16 protein-coding genes are annotated in these 17,308 nt (G+C 62.8%); 8 read left to right on the forward strand and 8 right to left on the reverse strand.

Annotated features, from left to right (window positions below):
- Nucleotides 1–6 precede the first annotated feature (6 nt).
- Nucleotides 7–972 (reverse strand): LysR family transcriptional regulator, encoded by a 966-nt coding sequence (locus BRPE64_RS16755; protein ID WP_144063427.1) that lies wholly within the window; start codon nucleotides 970–972, stop codon nucleotides 7–9.
- Nucleotides 973–1,135: 163 nt separating this feature from the next.
- On the opposite strand from BRPE64_RS16755, the gene BRPE64_RS16760 reads away from it, so the two are divergent.
- The 6 genes from BRPE64_RS16760 (at nucleotide 1,136) to rhaS (ending at nucleotide 7,036) form a co-directional block, all read left to right on the forward strand.
- Nucleotides 1,136–1,459 (forward strand): L-rhamnose mutarotase, encoded by a 324-nt coding sequence (locus BRPE64_RS16760; RefSeq protein WP_044042340.1) that lies wholly within the window; start codon nucleotides 1,136–1,138, stop codon nucleotides 1,457–1,459.
- A 30-nt stretch (nucleotides 1,460–1,489) separates the two neighbouring features.
- Nucleotides 1,490–2,380, forward strand: coding sequence for an amidohydrolase family protein (locus BRPE64_RS16765; protein ID WP_016354666.1), 891 nt, complete (start codon nucleotides 1,490–1,492; stop codon nucleotides 2,378–2,380).
- Nucleotides 2,381–2,384: 4 nt separating this feature from the next.
- Entirely contained in the window at nucleotides 2,385–3,902 is a 1,518-nt protein-coding gene (locus BRPE64_RS16770) for a sugar ABC transporter ATP-binding protein (RefSeq protein ID WP_016354667.1), read from the forward strand.
- Entirely contained in the window at nucleotides 3,902–4,942 is a 1,041-nt protein-coding gene (locus BRPE64_RS16775; RefSeq protein ID WP_044042726.1) for an ABC transporter permease, read from the forward strand. Before BRPE64_RS16770 ends, BRPE64_RS16775 begins: the two co-directional genes overlap by 1 nt.
- Entirely contained in the window at nucleotides 4,935–5,945 is a 1,011-nt protein-coding gene (locus BRPE64_RS16780) for an ABC transporter permease (protein ID WP_016354669.1), read from the forward strand. Before BRPE64_RS16775 ends, BRPE64_RS16780 begins: the two co-directional genes overlap by 8 nt.
- A gap of 77 nt (nucleotides 5,946–6,022) precedes the next feature.
- Entirely contained in the window at nucleotides 6,023–7,036 is a 1,014-nt protein-coding gene (gene rhaS / locus BRPE64_RS16785) for a rhamnose ABC transporter substrate-binding protein (protein ID WP_016354670.1), read from the forward strand.
- A 2,303-nt stretch (nucleotides 7,037–9,339) separates the two neighbouring features.
- Here rhaS and BRPE64_RS16790 read toward each other — a convergent pair.
- From BRPE64_RS16790 to BRPE64_RS16820, 7 genes are all read right to left on the reverse strand, one after another.
- Nucleotides 9,340–9,951 (reverse strand): hypothetical protein, encoded by a 612-nt coding sequence (locus BRPE64_RS16790; RefSeq protein ID WP_044042342.1) that lies wholly within the window; start codon nucleotides 9,949–9,951, stop codon nucleotides 9,340–9,342.
- Nucleotides 9,952–10,002: 51 nt separating this feature from the next.
- Complete coding sequence (locus tag BRPE64_RS16795) at nucleotides 10,003–10,374, reverse strand: helix-turn-helix domain-containing protein (RefSeq protein WP_016354672.1); 372 nt, start codon at nucleotides 10,372–10,374, stop codon at nucleotides 10,003–10,005.
- Between the two features lie 550 nt (nucleotides 10,375–10,924).
- Complete coding sequence (locus tag BRPE64_RS16800; protein ID WP_044042347.1) at nucleotides 10,925–11,251, reverse strand: H-NS family nucleoid-associated regulatory protein; 327 nt, start codon at nucleotides 11,249–11,251, stop codon at nucleotides 10,925–10,927.
- Between the two features lie 376 nt (nucleotides 11,252–11,627).
- Nucleotides 11,628–11,873, reverse strand: coding sequence for a hypothetical protein (locus BRPE64_RS16805; protein WP_044042348.1), 246 nt, complete (start codon nucleotides 11,871–11,873; stop codon nucleotides 11,628–11,630).
- 216 nt (nucleotides 11,874–12,089) lie between these two features.
- Nucleotides 12,090–13,085, reverse strand: coding sequence for a luciferase-like monooxygenase (locus BRPE64_RS16810; protein ID WP_016354675.1), 996 nt, complete (start codon nucleotides 13,083–13,085; stop codon nucleotides 12,090–12,092).
- A 115-nt stretch (nucleotides 13,086–13,200) separates the two neighbouring features.
- Entirely contained in the window at nucleotides 13,201–14,013 is an 813-nt protein-coding gene (locus tag BRPE64_RS16815) for a phosphate/phosphite/phosphonate ABC transporter substrate-binding protein (RefSeq protein ID WP_016354676.1), read from the reverse strand.
- Nucleotides 14,014–14,058: 45 nt separating this feature from the next.
- Entirely contained in the window at nucleotides 14,059–15,063 is a 1,005-nt protein-coding gene (locus BRPE64_RS16820; protein ID WP_084675771.1) for a fatty acid desaturase, read from the reverse strand.
- A 186-nt stretch (nucleotides 15,064–15,249) separates the two neighbouring features.
- On the opposite strand from BRPE64_RS16820, the gene BRPE64_RS16825 reads away from it, so the two are divergent.
- Together BRPE64_RS16825 and BRPE64_RS16830 are read left to right on the forward strand one after the other, a co-directional pair.
- Nucleotides 15,250–16,326, forward strand: coding sequence for a HoxN/HupN/NixA family nickel/cobalt transporter (locus BRPE64_RS16825; protein ID WP_016354678.1), 1,077 nt, complete (start codon nucleotides 15,250–15,252; stop codon nucleotides 16,324–16,326).
- An 82-nt stretch (nucleotides 16,327–16,408) separates the two neighbouring features.
- A complete protein-coding gene (locus BRPE64_RS16830) occupies nucleotides 16,409–17,293 on the forward strand; it encodes a formate/nitrite transporter family protein (protein ID WP_044042349.1) in 885 nt (294 codons plus the stop codon).
- Nucleotides 17,294–17,308: the final 15 nt, after the last annotated feature.

Below are 17,308 nucleotides of genomic sequence, written 5' to 3' on the forward strand. Positions count from 1 at the left end.
GCGCGCTCAATGCGAGAGCGCCGAATACTTGCGCAACAGCGCGATGAAGTATTCGGCGGGCTCGCTCAGCGTTTCGAACTTGCGGCGCAGCAAGCCGAAGCCCGACAGGCTCTTGCCGATCTCGATCGGCAGTTCGATCAGCAATTGCGCGCGCAGATAATCGCGCACGACGGATTCCGGCAGCATCGCGACGGCGTCGCTGTTTTGCAGCAGTTGCAGCGTCGCGAAGATCGACGCGCATTCGACGATATCGCTGGGCGTCGTCAACCCTGCGCGCGCGAGTTCGTCCTCGAAGAGACCGCGCGCGGGACTCGTGATCGGCTGCAGAATCCACGGCCAGCCGACGAGCATATCCAGCGCGAGCGCGGTCTTCTCAGCGAGCGGATGCCCCGCGCGCACCACGAGGCGCATCGCTTCGCGCGCGAGCGGTTCGAAATCGAAATCGTTGTGCTGCAGCGGCGTGGTGAGCCGTCCGAGCGCGAGATCGACTTCGCGGCGATGCAGCAACTGCACGACCTGATCGCTCGTCTCGCCGAGAATGCGCACGTTCAGCAAGGGCCGCTCGGACTTGAGCTCGGTGACGGCCATCGCCAGCACATCGGGCGCGGCGCCCATGATCGCGCCGACCGTCAGTTGGCCGTGGCCGCCTCGGCGTTTGGCGTCGAGGTCGTCGGCGAAGCGTGTGAGATCCGCCAGCGAGCGGCGCGCGTACGCGAGCGCCGCCGTGCCGAGCGGCGTCGGCTGCATGCCGCGTGCGTTGCGTTCGAACAGCAGAAAGCCGAACGCCTCTTCGATATCCGCCAGCATGCGGCTCGCGCTCGGCTGCGCGACGTTGATCGCTTCGGCGGCTTGATGCAGGTTGCGCGCATCGTCGAGCGCGACCAGCAGCGCGAGATGCTTGAACTTCAGGCGATTGATCAGCGTATTCGGCGAAACGCTCGGCGACACACTGTGGGACGTGTTCTGCTTCATTCGACAGCCCGCGTTGAACCGCGCGATGATACGGCGCAGCGATACGTTTTTGCGATCGGCCAATCCTGCTTTCGGATTGTCGTGTTATCGGTCGGCGAATTATAGTCGCAGCATAACGAGTCCCGTAGACAGGGATTCACTAATCAAAACGAGGCGGTCCGCCATGGAGACAGTGGCATTTCGCATGACCCTGAAGCCGGGCATGCGCGAGGAATACGAGCGACGTCATCGCGAAATCTGGCCCGAACTGGCCGATGCGTTGCGCGCCGCGGGCATCCGCGACTACCGGATCTTTCTCGACGAGTCGACCGGCTATTTGTTCGCCAGTTACCAGCGCACGGAAACGCATACCACCGACGCGCTGCCGGCGCTGCCCGTCATGCGCCAATGGTGGGACTACATGGCCGAGCTGATGGAGACCCATGCGGCGCGCGGAGACAACGCGCCCGTCGCGGTGCCGCTCGTGCCGGTCTTTCATCTTCCCTGAAACGTCGCCGCTTTCGCGAGGAGCGCAACCATGCAGGTCGTCGATCCGCATATCCACTTGTGGGATCTGTCCACGCATCATTACCCCTGGCTCGCGAACCCGCAGACATCGTTCGTCGGCGATGCGCGCAAGCTGAAGCACGACTATCTGCTCGCCGATCTGCTGCGCGATGCGCAAGACATCGAAGTGCTGAAGATCGTGCATGTCGACGCGAATCACGATCCCGCCGATCCGGTCGAGGAAACGCGCTGGCTGCAAGGCATCGCCGATGGCGCCGTGCGCGGCATGCCGAACGGCATCGTCGCGGGTGCGGATTTGTCGGCGGATAACGCGCCCGCCGTGCTCGAAGCGCACGCGGCGTTCGCGAACACGCGCGGCATCCGCCAGATTCTCAACGTGCACGAAAACAAGCTGTACGACTATGTCGGCCGTCACTACATGCGCGAGCCGCAATGGCGCAAGCACTTCGGGTTGCTCAAGCGCTTTGGCATGTCGTTCGACTTGCAGCTTTATCCGTCGCAGATGGAAGAGGCGGCGCAGCTCGCGCGCGAACATGCGGATACGCAGTTCATCGTGAATCACGCGGGCATGTTCGTCGATCGCAATGCGACGCAAGGTTATCGCGCGTGGCGCGACGGCATGCGTATGCTGGCCGCGTGCCCGAACGTCGCGGTGAAGCTGAGCGGCTTCGCGATGTTCGATCACGCGTGGACCATCGAGAGCCTGCGTCCTTACGTGCATGAAACCATCGATACGTTCGGCTGCGAGCGCGCGATGTTCGCGTCGAACTTTCCGGTGGACCGGCTTTTCGGCACATACACGGCGCTGTGGAACGCGTATGCGCACATCGTGAGCGATGCCAGCGACGGCGAGAAGGACGCGCTGTTCGTGCGCAACGCCGAGCGCATCTATCGCATCTAAAGGAATGAACATGACGCCAAGACTCGAACTCAGGCACGCCAGCAAGTCGTTCGGCCGCGTGCGCGCGCTCGGCGACGGCAGCCTGCAACTCTTTCCGGGCGAAGTGCATGCGCTGCTCGGCGAGAACGGCGCGGGCAAATCGACGCTCGTGAAACTGCTCGCGGGCGTCTATCAGCCCGATTCGGGCGAACTGCTCGTGGAAGGCGTCGCGCGCCGCTTCGCCAATCCCGCCGAAGCGCGCGATGCGGGTATCGCCGTCATCTATCAGGAGCCGACGCTGTTCGCGGATCTCTCGATTGCCGAGAACATCTACATGGGACGGCAGCCGCGCGACCGCTTCGGGCGCATTCGCTACGATGAGATGCATCGCGAAGTCGATGCCTTGCTCGCGTCGCTCGGCGTGAATCTGCGCGCGCAACGGCTCGTGCGCGGCTTGTCGATTGCGGATCAACAGGTAGTGGAGATTGCCAAGGCGCTGTCGCTCGATGCGAACGTGCTCATCATGGACGAGCCGACCGCCGCGTTGTCGCTGCCGGAAGTGGAGCGCCTCTTCGCGATCGTGCGCGCGTTGCGCGAACGCGATGTGGCGATTCTCTTCATCACGCACCGTCTCGACGAAGTGTTCGCGCTGACGCAGCGCACGACGATCATGCGCGACGGCATGAAAGTCTACGACGCGCTGACCGCCGACATGACCATCGATGCCATCGTGAGCCGCATGGTCGGCCGCGATCTCGACACGTTCTATCCGAAAGCCGAAGTGACGCCCGGCGACGTGCGTCTTTCGGTGCGCAATCTCACGCGCGAAGGCGTGTTCAAGAACATCTCGTTCGATGTGCGCGCGGGCGAGATCGTCGCGCTGGCGGGTCTGGTCGGCGCGGGACGCAGCGAAGTCGCGCGGGCGATTTTCGGCATCGATCCGGTCGATGGCGGCGAAGTAAAGATCGCGGGCAAGAAGCTCGCATTGGGTCATCCGGCGGCCGCCGTGCGCGCGGGTCTTGCGCTCGTGCCGGAAGATCGCCGCGCGCAGGGACTGGCGCTGGAGCTGAGTATTGCGCGTAATGCGTCGCTGACGGTGCTCGGGCGTCTGGTGCGGCACGGACTCATCTCGTCGCGCAGCGAAGCCACGCTCGCCGCCGATTGGGGCCGCCGCCTGCGGCTCAAGGCCGGCGATCTCGATGCGCCCGTCGGCACGCTCTCGGGCGGCAATCAGCAGAAGGTCGTGCTCGGCAAATGGCTCGCGACGAATCCGAAGGTGCTGATCATCGACGAGCCCACGCGCGGCATCGACGTGGGCGCGAAAGCCGAGGTGTATCGCACGCTCGCGGAACTCGTGAAGGAAGGCATGGCCGTGCTGATGATATCGAGCGAACTGCCCGAAGTGCTCGGCATGGCGGACCGCGTGCTCGTGATGCACGAAGGCCGTATCAGCGCGGATATCGCCCGCGCCGATGCGAACGAGGAACGGGTGATGAGCGCCGCATTGGGCGCGTCACCACAAGCACTGGGACGCGCAGCATGATGACACGACATTCTCCCGCCATGCCCGCTCTGCCTGCCGCCGAAACGAAACGCGAGAGCCTCGCGGTAACGATTGCGAAGAGTCGCGAGCTCACGCTTTTCATCGTGCTCATCGTGCTCGTTGGCGCGACGGCCGCGGTCAAGCCCGACTTCCTCAATCTCCAGAACCTGCGCGACGTGCTGCTCAACGTCTCGATCATCGGCTTGCTGACGGCGGGCATGACTATCGTGATGCTGATGCGGCATATCGATCTCTCCGTGGCGTCGGTGGTCGGCGTGAGCGCGTATGCGGTCGGCAGCCTCTTCGTGATGTTCCCGCACATGCCGGTGATCGTCGCGATGCTCGCGGGCTTAGGCATCGGACTCGCGATCGGCGCGGTGAACGGCGCACTCGTCACGTTCGGGCGCGTGCCATCGCTCGTCGCCACGTTATCGACGCTCTATATCGTGCGCGGCGCGGATTACGCGTGGGTCCACGGCGGCCAGATCAACGCAACGAGCCTGCCCGACGCGTTCGCATTCATCGCGACGGGTTCGCTCCTCGGTGTGCCGAATCTCGTGCTGATTGCGCTGGTTGTGCTGATCGCGCTGTCGGTGTATCTGAAGCAGTATCGCGGCGGACGCGAGCATTACGCGATCGGCTCGAATCCGGAGGCGGCGCGGCTCGCGGGCATTCGCGTGGATCGCCGCGTGATGATCGGCTTCGCGCTGTCCGGCGCGATCGCGGGTCTCGCGGGCGTGCTGTGGCTCGCGCGCTTCGGCACCGTCGATGCGAGCACGGCGAAGGGCATCGAACTGCAAGTGGTCGCGGCGGCGGTGGTCGGCAGCGTCGCGATCACGGGCGGCGTCGGCACGATTGCGGGCGCAACGCTCGGCGCGCTCGTGCTCGGCGTCATCAACATTGCGCTGGTGGTGCTGCGCGTGTCGCCGTTCTGGCAGCAGGCGATTCAAGGCGCGCTGATCGTCGCGGCGATCACGCTCGATACGTTGCTCGCGCGCTCGGTCGCGCGCCGCATGATGAGGAAACGCGATCATGGCTAAACCCGATTCCGCTCTGTCCACGAGCAAGCGCCGCCATCTGCAATGGGAAGCGATGCTCGCCATCGTGCTCGTCGTCTCGCTCGCGGGCGGCCGCGTGCTGTCGCCGCTGTTTCTCTCGACGTCGAATATCTCGAACATGCTCGCCGATTTCACCGAAATCGCGCTGATCGCGTTGCCGATGACGCTCATCATCATTGCAGCGGAAATCGATCTTTCGGTGGCGTCGGTGCTGGGCGCATCGAGTGCGCTGATGGGCGTGCTCTGGCACATGGGCTTGCCGATGCCGCTCGTGATCGCGCTGGTGCTCGTGTTCGGCACGCTTGCGGGCCTGCTCAACGGGCTTGTGATCGTGCGCTTCAACTTGCCGTCGCTTGCGGTGACCATCGGCACGCTCGCGCTGTTTCGCGGGCTCGCGTATGTGCTGCTCGGCGATCAGGCTATCGCGGATTTTCCGGCGTCGTACACGGCGTTCGGCATCGACACCATCGCCAATACGTTTCTGCCGATGCCGTTCGCGCTCGTGATCGCGGGCGCGATCGTCTTCACGGTGCTGTTGCAGGCGACGCCGTTCGGCCGCAGCCTCTTTGCGATCGGCGCGAATCCGACAGCCGCGCAATTCTCCGGCATCGACGTGGCGAAGACCAAGTTGAAGCTCTTCATGATGTCGGGCGCGATGGCGGCGCTCGCGGGCATCGTCTACACGCTGCGCTTCACGAGCGCGCGCGGCGACAACGGCGAAGGCTTCGAGTTGTCCGTGATCGCGGCGGTGCTGTTCGGCGGCGTGAGCATTTTCGGCGGACGCGGCTCGATGATCGGCGTGCTGCTGTCGCTCGTGATCATCGGCGTGTTGCGCAATGCGCTGACGCTTGCGGACGTATCGAGCGAAACGCTCACCATCGTGACGGGCGCGCTGCTGCTCTCGTCGGTGCTGATTCCGAATCTCGTCGCGCGCGGGCGGGCGGCGCGCGAAAAGCGCCTGATGGCGCAGCCTCAAGCTCGATGATTTGCCGTGCTCGTTGATAACCAGCGCAAGGGTTCGCACGACGAAGCCCGCGCGCAAATGACAGGAGACTTTACGACATGAAAAACCCTATCCGATTCCCGCGCGGCCCGGCGCTGGCTGCGGCCTTTCTCGCCGCGACGGTCGCGCTGACAGCAAGCGCCGCCGACATCAAGAGCGGCCTCAAAATCGCGTTTCTGCCGAAGCAGATCAACAACCCGTACGAAGTGATCGCCGACGACGGCGGCATGGCGGCAATCAAGGAAATGAAGGGCGACGGCAAAGTGGTCGGGCCGTCGGATGCGGGCGCGTCGTCGCAGGTGAGCTATATCAACACGCTCATCACGCAGCGTCAGAACGCCATCGTGATCGCGGCGAACGACGCCAACGCGGTCGTGCCGTATCTCAAGAAGGCGATGTCGCAGGGCATCAAGGTCGTCACGTTCGACTCCGACACCGCGCCGGACGGACGGCAGATCTTCGTGAACCAGGCCGATTCGGAAGCGATCGGGCGCGGACAGATTCAGTTGCTGTCGAAGCTGATCGGCGGCGAGGGCGAGTTCGCGATTCTCTCCGCCACGCCCAACGCGACGAATCAGAACACGTGGATCAAGTGGATGCAGGAGGAACTGAAGAAGCCCGAGTATTCGAAGATGAAGCTCGTGAAGATCGCCTACGGCAACGACGACGATCAGAAGTCGTTCGTCGAGACGCAGGGCTTGCTGCAGGCTTATCCGAACCTGAAGGGCATCGTTGCGCCGACATCGGTCGGGATCGCGGCGGCGGCGCGTTATATCTCGAGTTCGCCGGCGAAGGGCAAGGTCGTGGTGACGGGGCTCGGCACGCCGAACCAGATGCGCTCGTTCGTGAAGAACGGCACGGTCAAGGCGTTCCAGTTGTGGGATCCGGGTCAGCTGGGCTATCTGGCGGCGTTCGCGGCGGCCAATCTCGCGTCGGGCACGATCACGGGCAAGGAAGGCGATTCGTTCGATGCCGGCAAGCTCGGCAAGCGCACGGTGGGCAAGAGCGGCGAAGTCATCCTCGGCCCGCCGACAACCTTCGACTCGGCCAACATCGACAACTTCAATTTCTGACGCGATCTGACGCGAGAAAATCGCGCGGAACCTGAGAGAAAGCGTGAGAGAAAAGCGGAACGCCCTTCGGGGCGTTCCGCTTTTTTATTCGGTGCCGTAGTAGGCCGGATGTAGCGGCTGCGTAATCGTTCCGCGCCGGAACCATTCTGATCGACGGGCTCGAAAAGCTACCTATCTCGGGGATTCCGAAAATCAGAAGAGCAGAGGATTAAATGGACTAACGGAGAAAGGGTTCACCTCGCAGACATTCAACGCGCTCCACTGGCGCTGTGCACGCACGTAGCGCGAGTGGCTGCCAAGGATGTACGGCTAAGGAACGGAAAAGTATTGGAAGTGAAACCCATGGGATTCGAGTATGTAAAAAATCTTCCTCTAAATTACGAAAGATAGATGAAAGAAAGGGTTTGCGGTAGACTTCTATATATCAGCTCATTAGTTGATAAGGAATACTAATTAATATATTAAGTATCCGTGTCATGGTACTTATCTTGGCTATTTCTGACTAACACAAAAATAATGATTAAGAAAGCTATTCTTCTTTTGTCGCTGTCCCTCAGCTGCTCATATTCCTTCGCGGTGACCGAATGTACGGCGAAAGTTCTTAGTACGGTCATGGTTGATGGCGAACTGCTTCTTGTAACTGATCGCGCGCCGGCTGCGTACATGCCTTCTTCAAATAGTAGTCTTAAATATGCCTACGCCGCAGTCCTAACCGCAATAGCAAGTGACAAAAACGTGGTAGTAACGTTTGCGGCTGATAGCGTCGCATGCAATCCGTCGGGCGCGGTACGCAGAGATCTGTCGCGTGTTTGGATCACTCGCTGAGCAAACCTAACAGTTATCGTGCTGATCTGTGATACGTCATTGCAGATCAATATCTCGAAGCGGCGATGATGCCGCTTCCCGTCGGATTAATCTAATCACATCGAATGCTTGTTCGACGGGTAAATTGCCGCGTATCAAATCGATAAATGATTTTGTGATAACGATTAGTTTTCTTATTTAGAGGCGTGCTTGCAAGAGATGCGCGTCGACCCGTGCGCTTAATGAAATAATTTAGACGCTCGCTAAGGTCTTTTTCTGACGATCGCAAATTTTTTGCGGCAGGCGCGAATGTCCTTCAGCAACCCCCTCAACCAAAGCATTGCATGAATATTTTAAAAACCATTGCTACATTGTTGACTGCAGCGGTGTTGTTAGCAGCTTGCGGTGGAAACGAAAGTCCAACGGACGATAGTAAGGCTACGCAGGTACCAAACGCTACTGGTAAAGGCTACGTTCTGTCTACGGCGATATGGCCGAGTTGGGACATCGACGTATGCTGGGACATGTCAGACGCTCAGTTTGCGGCAACCGCAGGTGATCGTGAAACGGTCCGCAAAAGCATAGCTTCAACGTGGGAGGCCGCTTCGCGTGTCCGGTTCAACGATTGGGGGATTTGCTCGACGTCAAGATCGCAGCGGGTCCGGATTACGGTCAAAGATGTTAATCCGATGGTCACTAACCTTGGCCTACTGCTGAACAATCGTGTCGGGGGTGTAGTCCTAAACTTCACATTTGATAATTACAGTCCTTCATTTTGTCAGAGAGACGCACAAACGCATGACTATTGCGTTGCCCTAACCGCGGTGCATGAATTCGGTCACGCTCTGGGTTTTTCACACGAGCAAAACCGACCCGATACGCCCGCCACTTGTAAAGACGCACCGCAGGGGCCTTCTGGCGACACACTGATAGGCGCCTGGGACGGCGCTTCCATAATGAACTATTGCAGCGATTTCTTCCGTAAGGGAAGTGTCAGTAATACCGTAAAGCTGAGCGACACCGATATCCAAATGGTTCAGTCATACTACGGGGTCCCCTTGCCGCCCGTCCAAGTTTATCCGGGGGATCTCTCTTCTGAATTGTCAGTCATACTCGATGACGATCTTTAAACAGTCCTGAATTGACGCTTCAGTTCGACGTCCGCTATCGAGCGAGCGTCCGAAAAACGCGGGCCGGGGCGCCTCCCCCGGCCCAGCGCATAGGCGCACTGACTTAGAGGCCGATGAGGTTACACTTTCATTGCAGCCTGTTGGATCCCGCCGCCAAACTGGTCAGCAGCCGATTCTAACGAGCACGCTGGTGAGCGGGGCGAAGAGGCGCTAGACAACTCCTACAGCAAGCGTCTGGACAACATTGCATTCTGCGAAGCGAATTTCGCCGAGGCGGCCGGCATCGAAATCAAGGGGCTTGTAGGCTGTTTGCCATCTCGATCACGCAATAGGCTCTCTGCAAATTCCGTCCTCGCTTCACTTCGCCATCTATTTAATCGGCTGCCCGTCCCGCAACACCTGCACCGCCGTCGCGGATTCGAAGCGCGCCTGCACCATGTCGCCTGCCTTGATGCCGGCTAAGGACACATCCGGCGCTACATCGAGCGTCACCGTGTGGTTCGGGCCGCGCAAGGTCACGTGCCGGTTCTTCGTGTCGACGCGCTCGATCGTGCCGATCACCTCGACGACGCGCGCCTGCGCCATCACGCCGCCCGAAGCCGGCACCGTCGCCTCGGTATCGACGCGCTCGCGTATGCCCGTCGACTTGACCTTGGTCGCACGCACGAGCAGCGCATTGCGATAGTCGATGTTCACCGTATCGCCGAGCCGGAGCTTTTTGACGTCGCCGACTTCCGGATTCACCGCCACTTCCGCGATGCGCCCGCCGGATCCCTGCAGCGTCACGCTATTGCTCGCGGGATCGATGCCGACCACGCGCGCCTGCACGCGCGCGACCATCGCCGCGCCGCGCGCCGTCGGAGCCGATGCGGCGTCCTGCGCGCCCGCGCCCTGCGGCACGGCGAGCCACGTCAACGCCAGCACCGCGCACGACGACATCACGCGCGAACGATGCGACCGAACAGAAGAGGAGCGAAACATGCGGTATCTCCTTGTGTGCAAAAAACATTTCAACGAAGCATCGGCCGCGCTTCAGCGGCGCGATTTCGACAGCAGATGCCCGAGCCCGAGATTGGTCGCGATCTGCCAGACATAGACGCGCGAATAACGCACGCCGTAACGCCGTTCGATCAACTCGCGCAGACGCGCATTGGTCCACGTGTCGCTCTCGAAACCGTGCTCGCGCGCGGAGCCTTGCAAGGCCGCGGCGATCCAGTCGAGCGCATCGCGATCCAGCACCGACGCACGCCCGCCCACGCCCATCTTCGCGAGCGCATCGAGCCCGCCTTCGGAGACGATGGCCTTGTAGCGCTTCACCGTCTGCAACGACAGATGCAACGCCTCGGCGACCGCTTCCACCGACGCACCGTCGAGCAGCATGCGGCCGGCTGTCATGCGCCGCATGACGCTCGGAAGGGAGTCGGGACGAGAGAGCATGACGCGTGAGTCGATCGTTCGGATTACATGAGATCGTCCGAAGCGTCATGCACGGCGGTGCGGACCGGCAAGCGCCGGCGCTCGTCCTCGTCTCGGGTCATGCATTTTTGCGTCGAAACCAACGTTGCGGCGTCCGTATGCGTTCATGCGTGCCCCCTTGTCGAGTGGAGACGGCGGGACTTGATCGGGCGTGCCTGAAGTGAGGTCGATGCGCGGCCGATGTGAGCGAGCCGGCCTTTCGAGATATACCAATAAACGTTTTCAGCAGCGATGGGTAACCATTGCCTAAAATTTTTTGATCTTGATTAATCGCTGTGAATTGTCTATGAAAGCGGTCTGTTGGCAGTCAAGAGGCGTGCGGATGATACGCCGCGCGCAATGGTGCGCGCGTCTGTTTCGGTCTGTCTTGTGGCGAGCCGGATCGGGCGCGCGGCAGTGCGCACTCGCGCCGGAACGCGTGTGTGATGCGACCTCGCGGCATGTGTCGACGGCGCCTAGAACGCAACTCAAACGCAACTCAAACGCGATAGAACTCGATGTCCTGACCGGCGTGAACCGCGCGTTTGAGCCACTCGGGCATATCGCCGAGTCCGTCCCATGTATCGCCGCTTGCGTTGCGGAATATCGGCACGGCGTTGCCGCCGGAATGCGGCATGGAAGGCAATTGCGGCATCGGCCGCGCTGCCTTGGCGCCATGAGCCCCGTTGGTCCTGGTGAAGGAGGGCGGCGGCTTGACCACCGGCGCATCGGCCAGTGATTCAGCCAACGCTCCTTCCGTTATGCCGAACTCAGCCATTCGGCTGCGCAAATACGCAATGATGCTGTCTCGCTTTCTTTCGTCCACGGCTTTCCTGATTCAGCTTTTTGATTATCAGAAGACGAACCGAAACCCCGCGCGGACCGGGGCGGCTCGATGACTCGGATATAGGTGTTTTTCGAAGCGTGGCGCAGTGTTTGCACCGCGTCAATTAGTGTATTTACCGCACAATCGATTAATTCGCCGATGGCGCTTTGCCTTTAACACCGGCATTTGCCCCAAATGCGAACGTTCGCCCGCTCGGACATCCCCGTGACGGACGCGCGAAAAGCGTGCGCGCGGAAAGCCACGGCGGAGAGCGACGAACCGCCGAAAGCGAGGGTGCAGGCGCCCGAACCGCGCGGCCGCCGGAACCGGCTTGACGGCTGTATTGTATGCTCCTTACGGCAACTATTAAATCGTTTTAACGACCATGTTGTTCACCCGGTAATTCCGCGCCGTGAGCCCGAATGGCGGCAATCAGTTCCGCCGGCGTAATTTCATAACGCACTTCGCGGTGAATGCCGGGTTTGCGCTCGTCGATTTCGATCAGCAGAACGGCTTTGCCGTCCGCGGCGGGTTCGAGGCGCAGCGAACGTACTTCTTGTCCGCCGGCATCGTCATATTCAGTCAAAAGCGTCATGGCACCACTGACGGCGCTTCTCGGCATTGACATTCTTCCTCCCGTCTTTCGACGTCGTTGTAGTTGTTTCACCGCGCCGAATGCCTGCGTGCACGAAGTTCGGGCACGCTCGACGCTATTCCAGGCAGGGCTTTGAAAAAGGCCGCGAAAGGCGCCGCATGCGGCGCCCTCGGGTGTCCCATTATTGCCTGTCAAAACCGCGCGCGTCTAGCGCGGCGGTTTCCGGCAGCGCGGCGGGCCGCGTCAGGCGCTTTGGCCGATGGCGTCGCGGGCCTGGCTTGCCAGCTCGAACGAGCGCAGGCGCTTCTGATGATCGAAGATCTGCGCGGTGACGATCAGCTCGTCCGCCTGCGTCTGCTCGATCACCGAGCGCAAGCCGGCTTCCACGTCGGCGGGATCGCCGACCACGGAGCACGCGAGCGAATGCTCGACTCCGGCGCGCTCGGCTTCCGACCACGCGATCGAGTGCGTCGGCGGCGGCAACTGGCCCGGTGTTCCTCGTCGCAGATTGATGAATTGCTGTTGCAGCGACGTGAAAAGAAAGCGCGCTTCGTCGGCGGTATCGGCGGCGAAGACGTTCACGCCGACCATCGCGTACGGCTTTTTCAGCGTCGCCGACGGGCGGAACTGTGCGCGATAAACCTGCAGCGCGGTCAGCAGATAATCCGGCGCGAAATGCGACGCGAACGCGAACGGCAAACCGAGCGCGGCCGCCAGTTGCGCGGAAAAGAGCGACGAACCGAGCAGCCACACCGGTACGTGCAGCCCGGCGCCGGGGACCGCGCGCACGCGCTGGCCTTCGACCGGATCGGCGAAATAGCGTTGAAGTTCGACGACATCGTCGGGGAACGATTCCGCGCTGCCTTGCAGATCGCGACGGAGCGCCCGTGCGGTGGTCTGGTCGGTGCCGGGCGCGCGTCCGAGCCCGAGGTCGATCCGTCCCGGAAACAGCGACGCGAGCGTGCCGAACTGCTCGGCGATCACGAGCGGCGCGTGATTGGGCAGCATGATGCCGCCCGAGCCGACGCGGATCGTCTTCGTGCCCGCCGCGATATGGCCGATCACGACCGCGGTCGCCGCACTGGCGATGCCTGTCATGTTGTGATGCTCGGCGAGCCAGTAGCGCAGGTAGCCCCAGCGTTCGGCATGCCGGGCGAGATCGAGGGAATGGGCGAAGGCATCGGCGGGAGTCGAGCCTTGCGGAACCGGAGAAAGGTCGAGGAGCGAGAAGGGGATCATTGCGGCTTTCCGAAAGCGTGGCGGCCCGCAAAGCGTGCGGGCACCGGGCCATGCGCTAAAAAACCGATTGTGCCGAAACTCCCGCAAGTCTGCCGGAACGGATGGCGCGTCGAAGTCAGGCGAGCCGCGGATAGCCGCGCGCGGTGGCGTCGCGTTCGTAGTCGAGGATCGACGCGTAATCGGCCGGCGTGCGTCGGGCGAAGCCCTTGAGCCGAAGCCGCTGCATCAGCGCCGGGTTCTGCGTCGACGCGTCGGCGAGCGCGTTAAATAGCGTGTCGAGCGCGTCGTCCGGCACGCGCGCGGACGCGATGAACGGCAGGGCGCCCGCGCTCGCCGTGACGCCGATGATGCGCACCCCGGCCGCCAATTCCGGCAAATGCGTCCGCACGAACGCGAAGGTGACGCAATCGATCGCCGCGACATCCGCGCGCCCTTCGACGAGCGCGCGCAGCGACGCGAGATGCGAACCGGTTGCGCTCACCGACGCGAAAAAGCGTCCGTCGCGGGAAAAGGGCGCCACGGCGTGGCGCAAGAGGTTCATGCCGCTGTTGGAATCGTCGGCGTTATAGGCGGCGCGCAGGCTGCGGCACGCGTCGATCGAATGCGCCCCGGTCTGCGCGCCCGTGACGATCACGCTGTGGTACGTGGCGTCCTCGCAGCCGGATACGTCGAATTCGGGCGCCGCGACGAGTCGAACGCGTCCCGCGAGCGCGTGCACGAGCGGATAGCCGCACGTCTGCGACAGCAGCACGTCGTCACGCAGCCAGAACGCGGTGAGATCCGGCCCCGGATCGACGAAATCGAGCGTGTCGCCGCGCGCATCGAGCCACACCGCGAGATTCGTCCGGACGCGTTCGAGCAGCGCACGCCAGTCGTCGGCGAGCGCGGGCGTGACGTTGTACATCGGCAGGGCGGCGATCCAGTGCATCGTCAATAAGGGGCGGGGCGACCACGCATCGTACAGCGCGGTGCGTCAGCCTGCGAGGCGGCGTCGGGCGAGGGCGAGTTCGCCGTTCGGCCCGTCCATTTCGCGCGGACCCGTGAACGGATGCACCGCATCCGCCGCCTGCGTCAGCGCGTGGCGGCTCGCCCATTCGCCGTATCCGCGCACGACGAAGCCGCCGTTGCTCGCACGATAGGCGTCGCGCCGGCGCGCGTAGATGTCGCCGAGGGCGAACCACGGCACGCCGGGCAGATCGTGATGCACAGCGTGATAGTTGTTGTTCAAAAAGAGCAGACGCCACGGCCATGCGGCCTCGTTGACGACCGTGCGTTCGCGCGCCCGCTCGGCTGCGCGATGCTCCTGAAACGAGCGCACCGACGCCAGCGCCAGCGACGCATAACCGACGCCGAACACGAACGCGCGCCACGGAATGCCGCAGCGCGCCTCGAGCGATTGCGCCAGCGCGACGAGCGCCGCGACATGCACGACCCAGCTCGCGACGATTCCCCAGCGCCGCTCAGCGACGGCCTGCACGGCTTCACGCCACGATGCCGCAATCGCAAACCAGGGCCCGATCAGCACGCGCCCGACAAACGTATTGCGCGCGGCCAGCGCGGCGCGCAATACCGCGCCCGCGTTCGCCCACTGCTCCGGCGTCACGTAATAACTTTCAGGATCGCGGCCGGGTTCGGTGAGATGGGCGTCGTCGTGATGGCGCAGATGCGAATCGCGATACACCGCGTACGGAAACCACACCGCGAGCGGCGCCAGCCCGAAGAGCATGTTGACGAGCGGCCAGCGCGTCGGGTGCCCGTGCATCAACTCGTGCTGCAGCGACATGTACCAGCACGACAGCACTGCGAGCAGGATGATCGTCGGCGCGAGGCCGAGCGTGCGCGCATTGAGCGCCACGCCGAACCATCCGCCGTACACCGCGACGATGACCGTCCACGTCGGCCATTCACAGCGCCAGCGCCACGTCGAACGTTGGGCTTGCAGTTCCTGGCGCTGGGCGTCGTCGAGATAACGGGGCATGGCGGACTTCGGATCGGGGGCGATGAGCGAAGCGCCATCGTAGCGGCGCGGCCCGCGCGTCCCAACCAACGAATCCGGCTAAGTTTTTCTCATCGCGCGGAATAAGCCGATTCTCGGCGCAGCGATTTTTGGCCACATTGCCGCGCACGGTATGCTGAGACCCTTTGTTACATTGCGCGCGCGCATATGACCGAACCGATCGAGCCCGCTTCAAAGCCCGCTTCACAGCCGGCTTCCGCTCCGGCGTCCGCTTCACGGCCTGCGCGCCTCGTCGCGGGGCTGATCGTCTTCAACCTGCTCGCGTGGCTGTGGGCGCTCGTCGCGTTCCGGCACTATCCGCTGCTGCTCGGCACCTCGCTGCTCGCGTATTCGCTCGGATTGCGTCACGCGGTCGATGCCGACCACATCGCCGCCATCGACAACGTCACGCGCAAGCTGATGCAGGAAGGCCGGCGCCCGCACTTCGTCGGCTTCTTTTTTTCGCTCGGGCACTCGACGATCGTCGTCGCGGCCACCGCGCTGATCGCCGCAACGGCGATGGCCGTGCAAGGACGCTTCGCCGAATATCGCGAGATTGGCGGCGTGATCGGCACGTCGGTGTCGGCGTTCTTTCTGTTCGCGATTGCCGCGATGAATCTGTTCGTGCTGCGCGGCGTGTGGCGCGCGTTCAGGCGCGTGCGGCGCGGCGAAGCCTCCCGAAACGAAGACGCCGACATGTTCGCCGTCGGCGGTGGCCCGCTCGCGCGTCTGGCGCGGCCGCTTTTCCGGCTGATCGGCAAGAGCTGGCACATGTATCCGCTGGGCTTTTTGTTCGGACTCGGCTTCGATACCGCAACCGAAATCGGCCTGATGGGCATTGCCGCCGCCGAGGCCGCGCGCGGCATGCCGGTCTGGTCGATCCTCGTGTTTCCGGTGTTGTTCACGGCGGGCATGTCGCTCGTCGATACCGCCGACAGCCTGCTGATGACCGGCGCCTACGGCTGGGCGTTCACGAAACCGGTCCGCAAGCTCTACTACAACCTCACGGTCACGCTGGTGTCGGTGCTGATCGCGGTGCTGGTCGGCGGCATCGAGGCGCTCGGTCTGATCGCGGACAGGCTGCAACTGAAGGGCGGCTTGTGGGACATCGCCGCGGCCATGTCCGAGCACTTCGGCATGCTGGGCTATGGAATCGTCGCGATTTTCGCCGTCTGCTGGCTGCTGTCCGCGCTCATCTACAAGTGGCGCGGTTACGACGCGCTCGACCACGGCGTCACGCGATAGCGTCACGGGCATTCTTCCTGCTGTGTGGATGCGCCAGCCGCTCATCCACTTCCGCATCGGGCGGCGCTCAGGGAGAACGATCATGAACGAGCCACACACCGCGGCATCGCCCAAAGGGGGCTCCGCGGGCGCGGATTCGCCGAACCTCGATAGCGCCGAGCAGGAACAGGCCGCCGAACACACCGCCCCGCATGCGCTCGTCATCCACGAAATCGTTCGCGAAGAAGGCGAACTCGCGATGGAGCGCACGTTCGCCGCGCTGATGGCGTCCGCGTTTGCCGCCGGCCTGTCGATGGGGTTTTCGTTTCTCGTCCAGTCCATCCTGGAAAGTGCGCTGCCGCAGACGAGCTGGAGCGGGCTGGTGTCGAGCTTCGGCTATACGATCGGCTTCGTCTTCGTGATTCTCGGCAAGCAGCAGCTTTTCACGGAAAGCACGCTGACGGCGGTGCTGCCGGTGCTCACACGGCGCGATCTCAAGACGCTGATGAAGACGCTGCGGCTCTGGGCGATCGTGCTGTTTTTCAATCTCGTCGGCACGACGACCTTCGCGGCCATCCTGCAAATTCGCGGCGTGTTCTCGCCCGAAGTGACCGATGCGCTCGCCGAAGTCGCGATGACGCCGCTTTCCGCCGAATTCGGCGTGACTGTGGTGCGCGGCGTGTTTTCCGGCTGGCTGATCGCGTTGATGGTGTGGCTTCTGCCGAGCGCGCGTTCGGCGCGTCTTCTGACCATTTTGCTCGTGACGTACACGGTCGCGGTGAGCAAGCTCACGCATGTGATCGCCGGATCGGTGGAAGCGGCCTATGCCGTAATGATCGACGCCGCCAGCGTCTCCGATTACTTCCTCGTGTTCCTCATCCCGACGTTCATCGGCAACGTGATAGGCGGCGTGTCGCTCGTCGCGATCGTCAATCATGCGGCCATTGCGCCGGAAATCGCGGACGCGCCGCGCCCGCGTGCGGACTGACCCCGCCCGGCTTCA

Source organism: Caballeronia insecticola (assembly GCF_000402035.1).
GTDB classification, from domain to species: domain Bacteria; phylum Pseudomonadota; class Gammaproteobacteria; order Burkholderiales; family Burkholderiaceae; genus Caballeronia; species Caballeronia insecticola.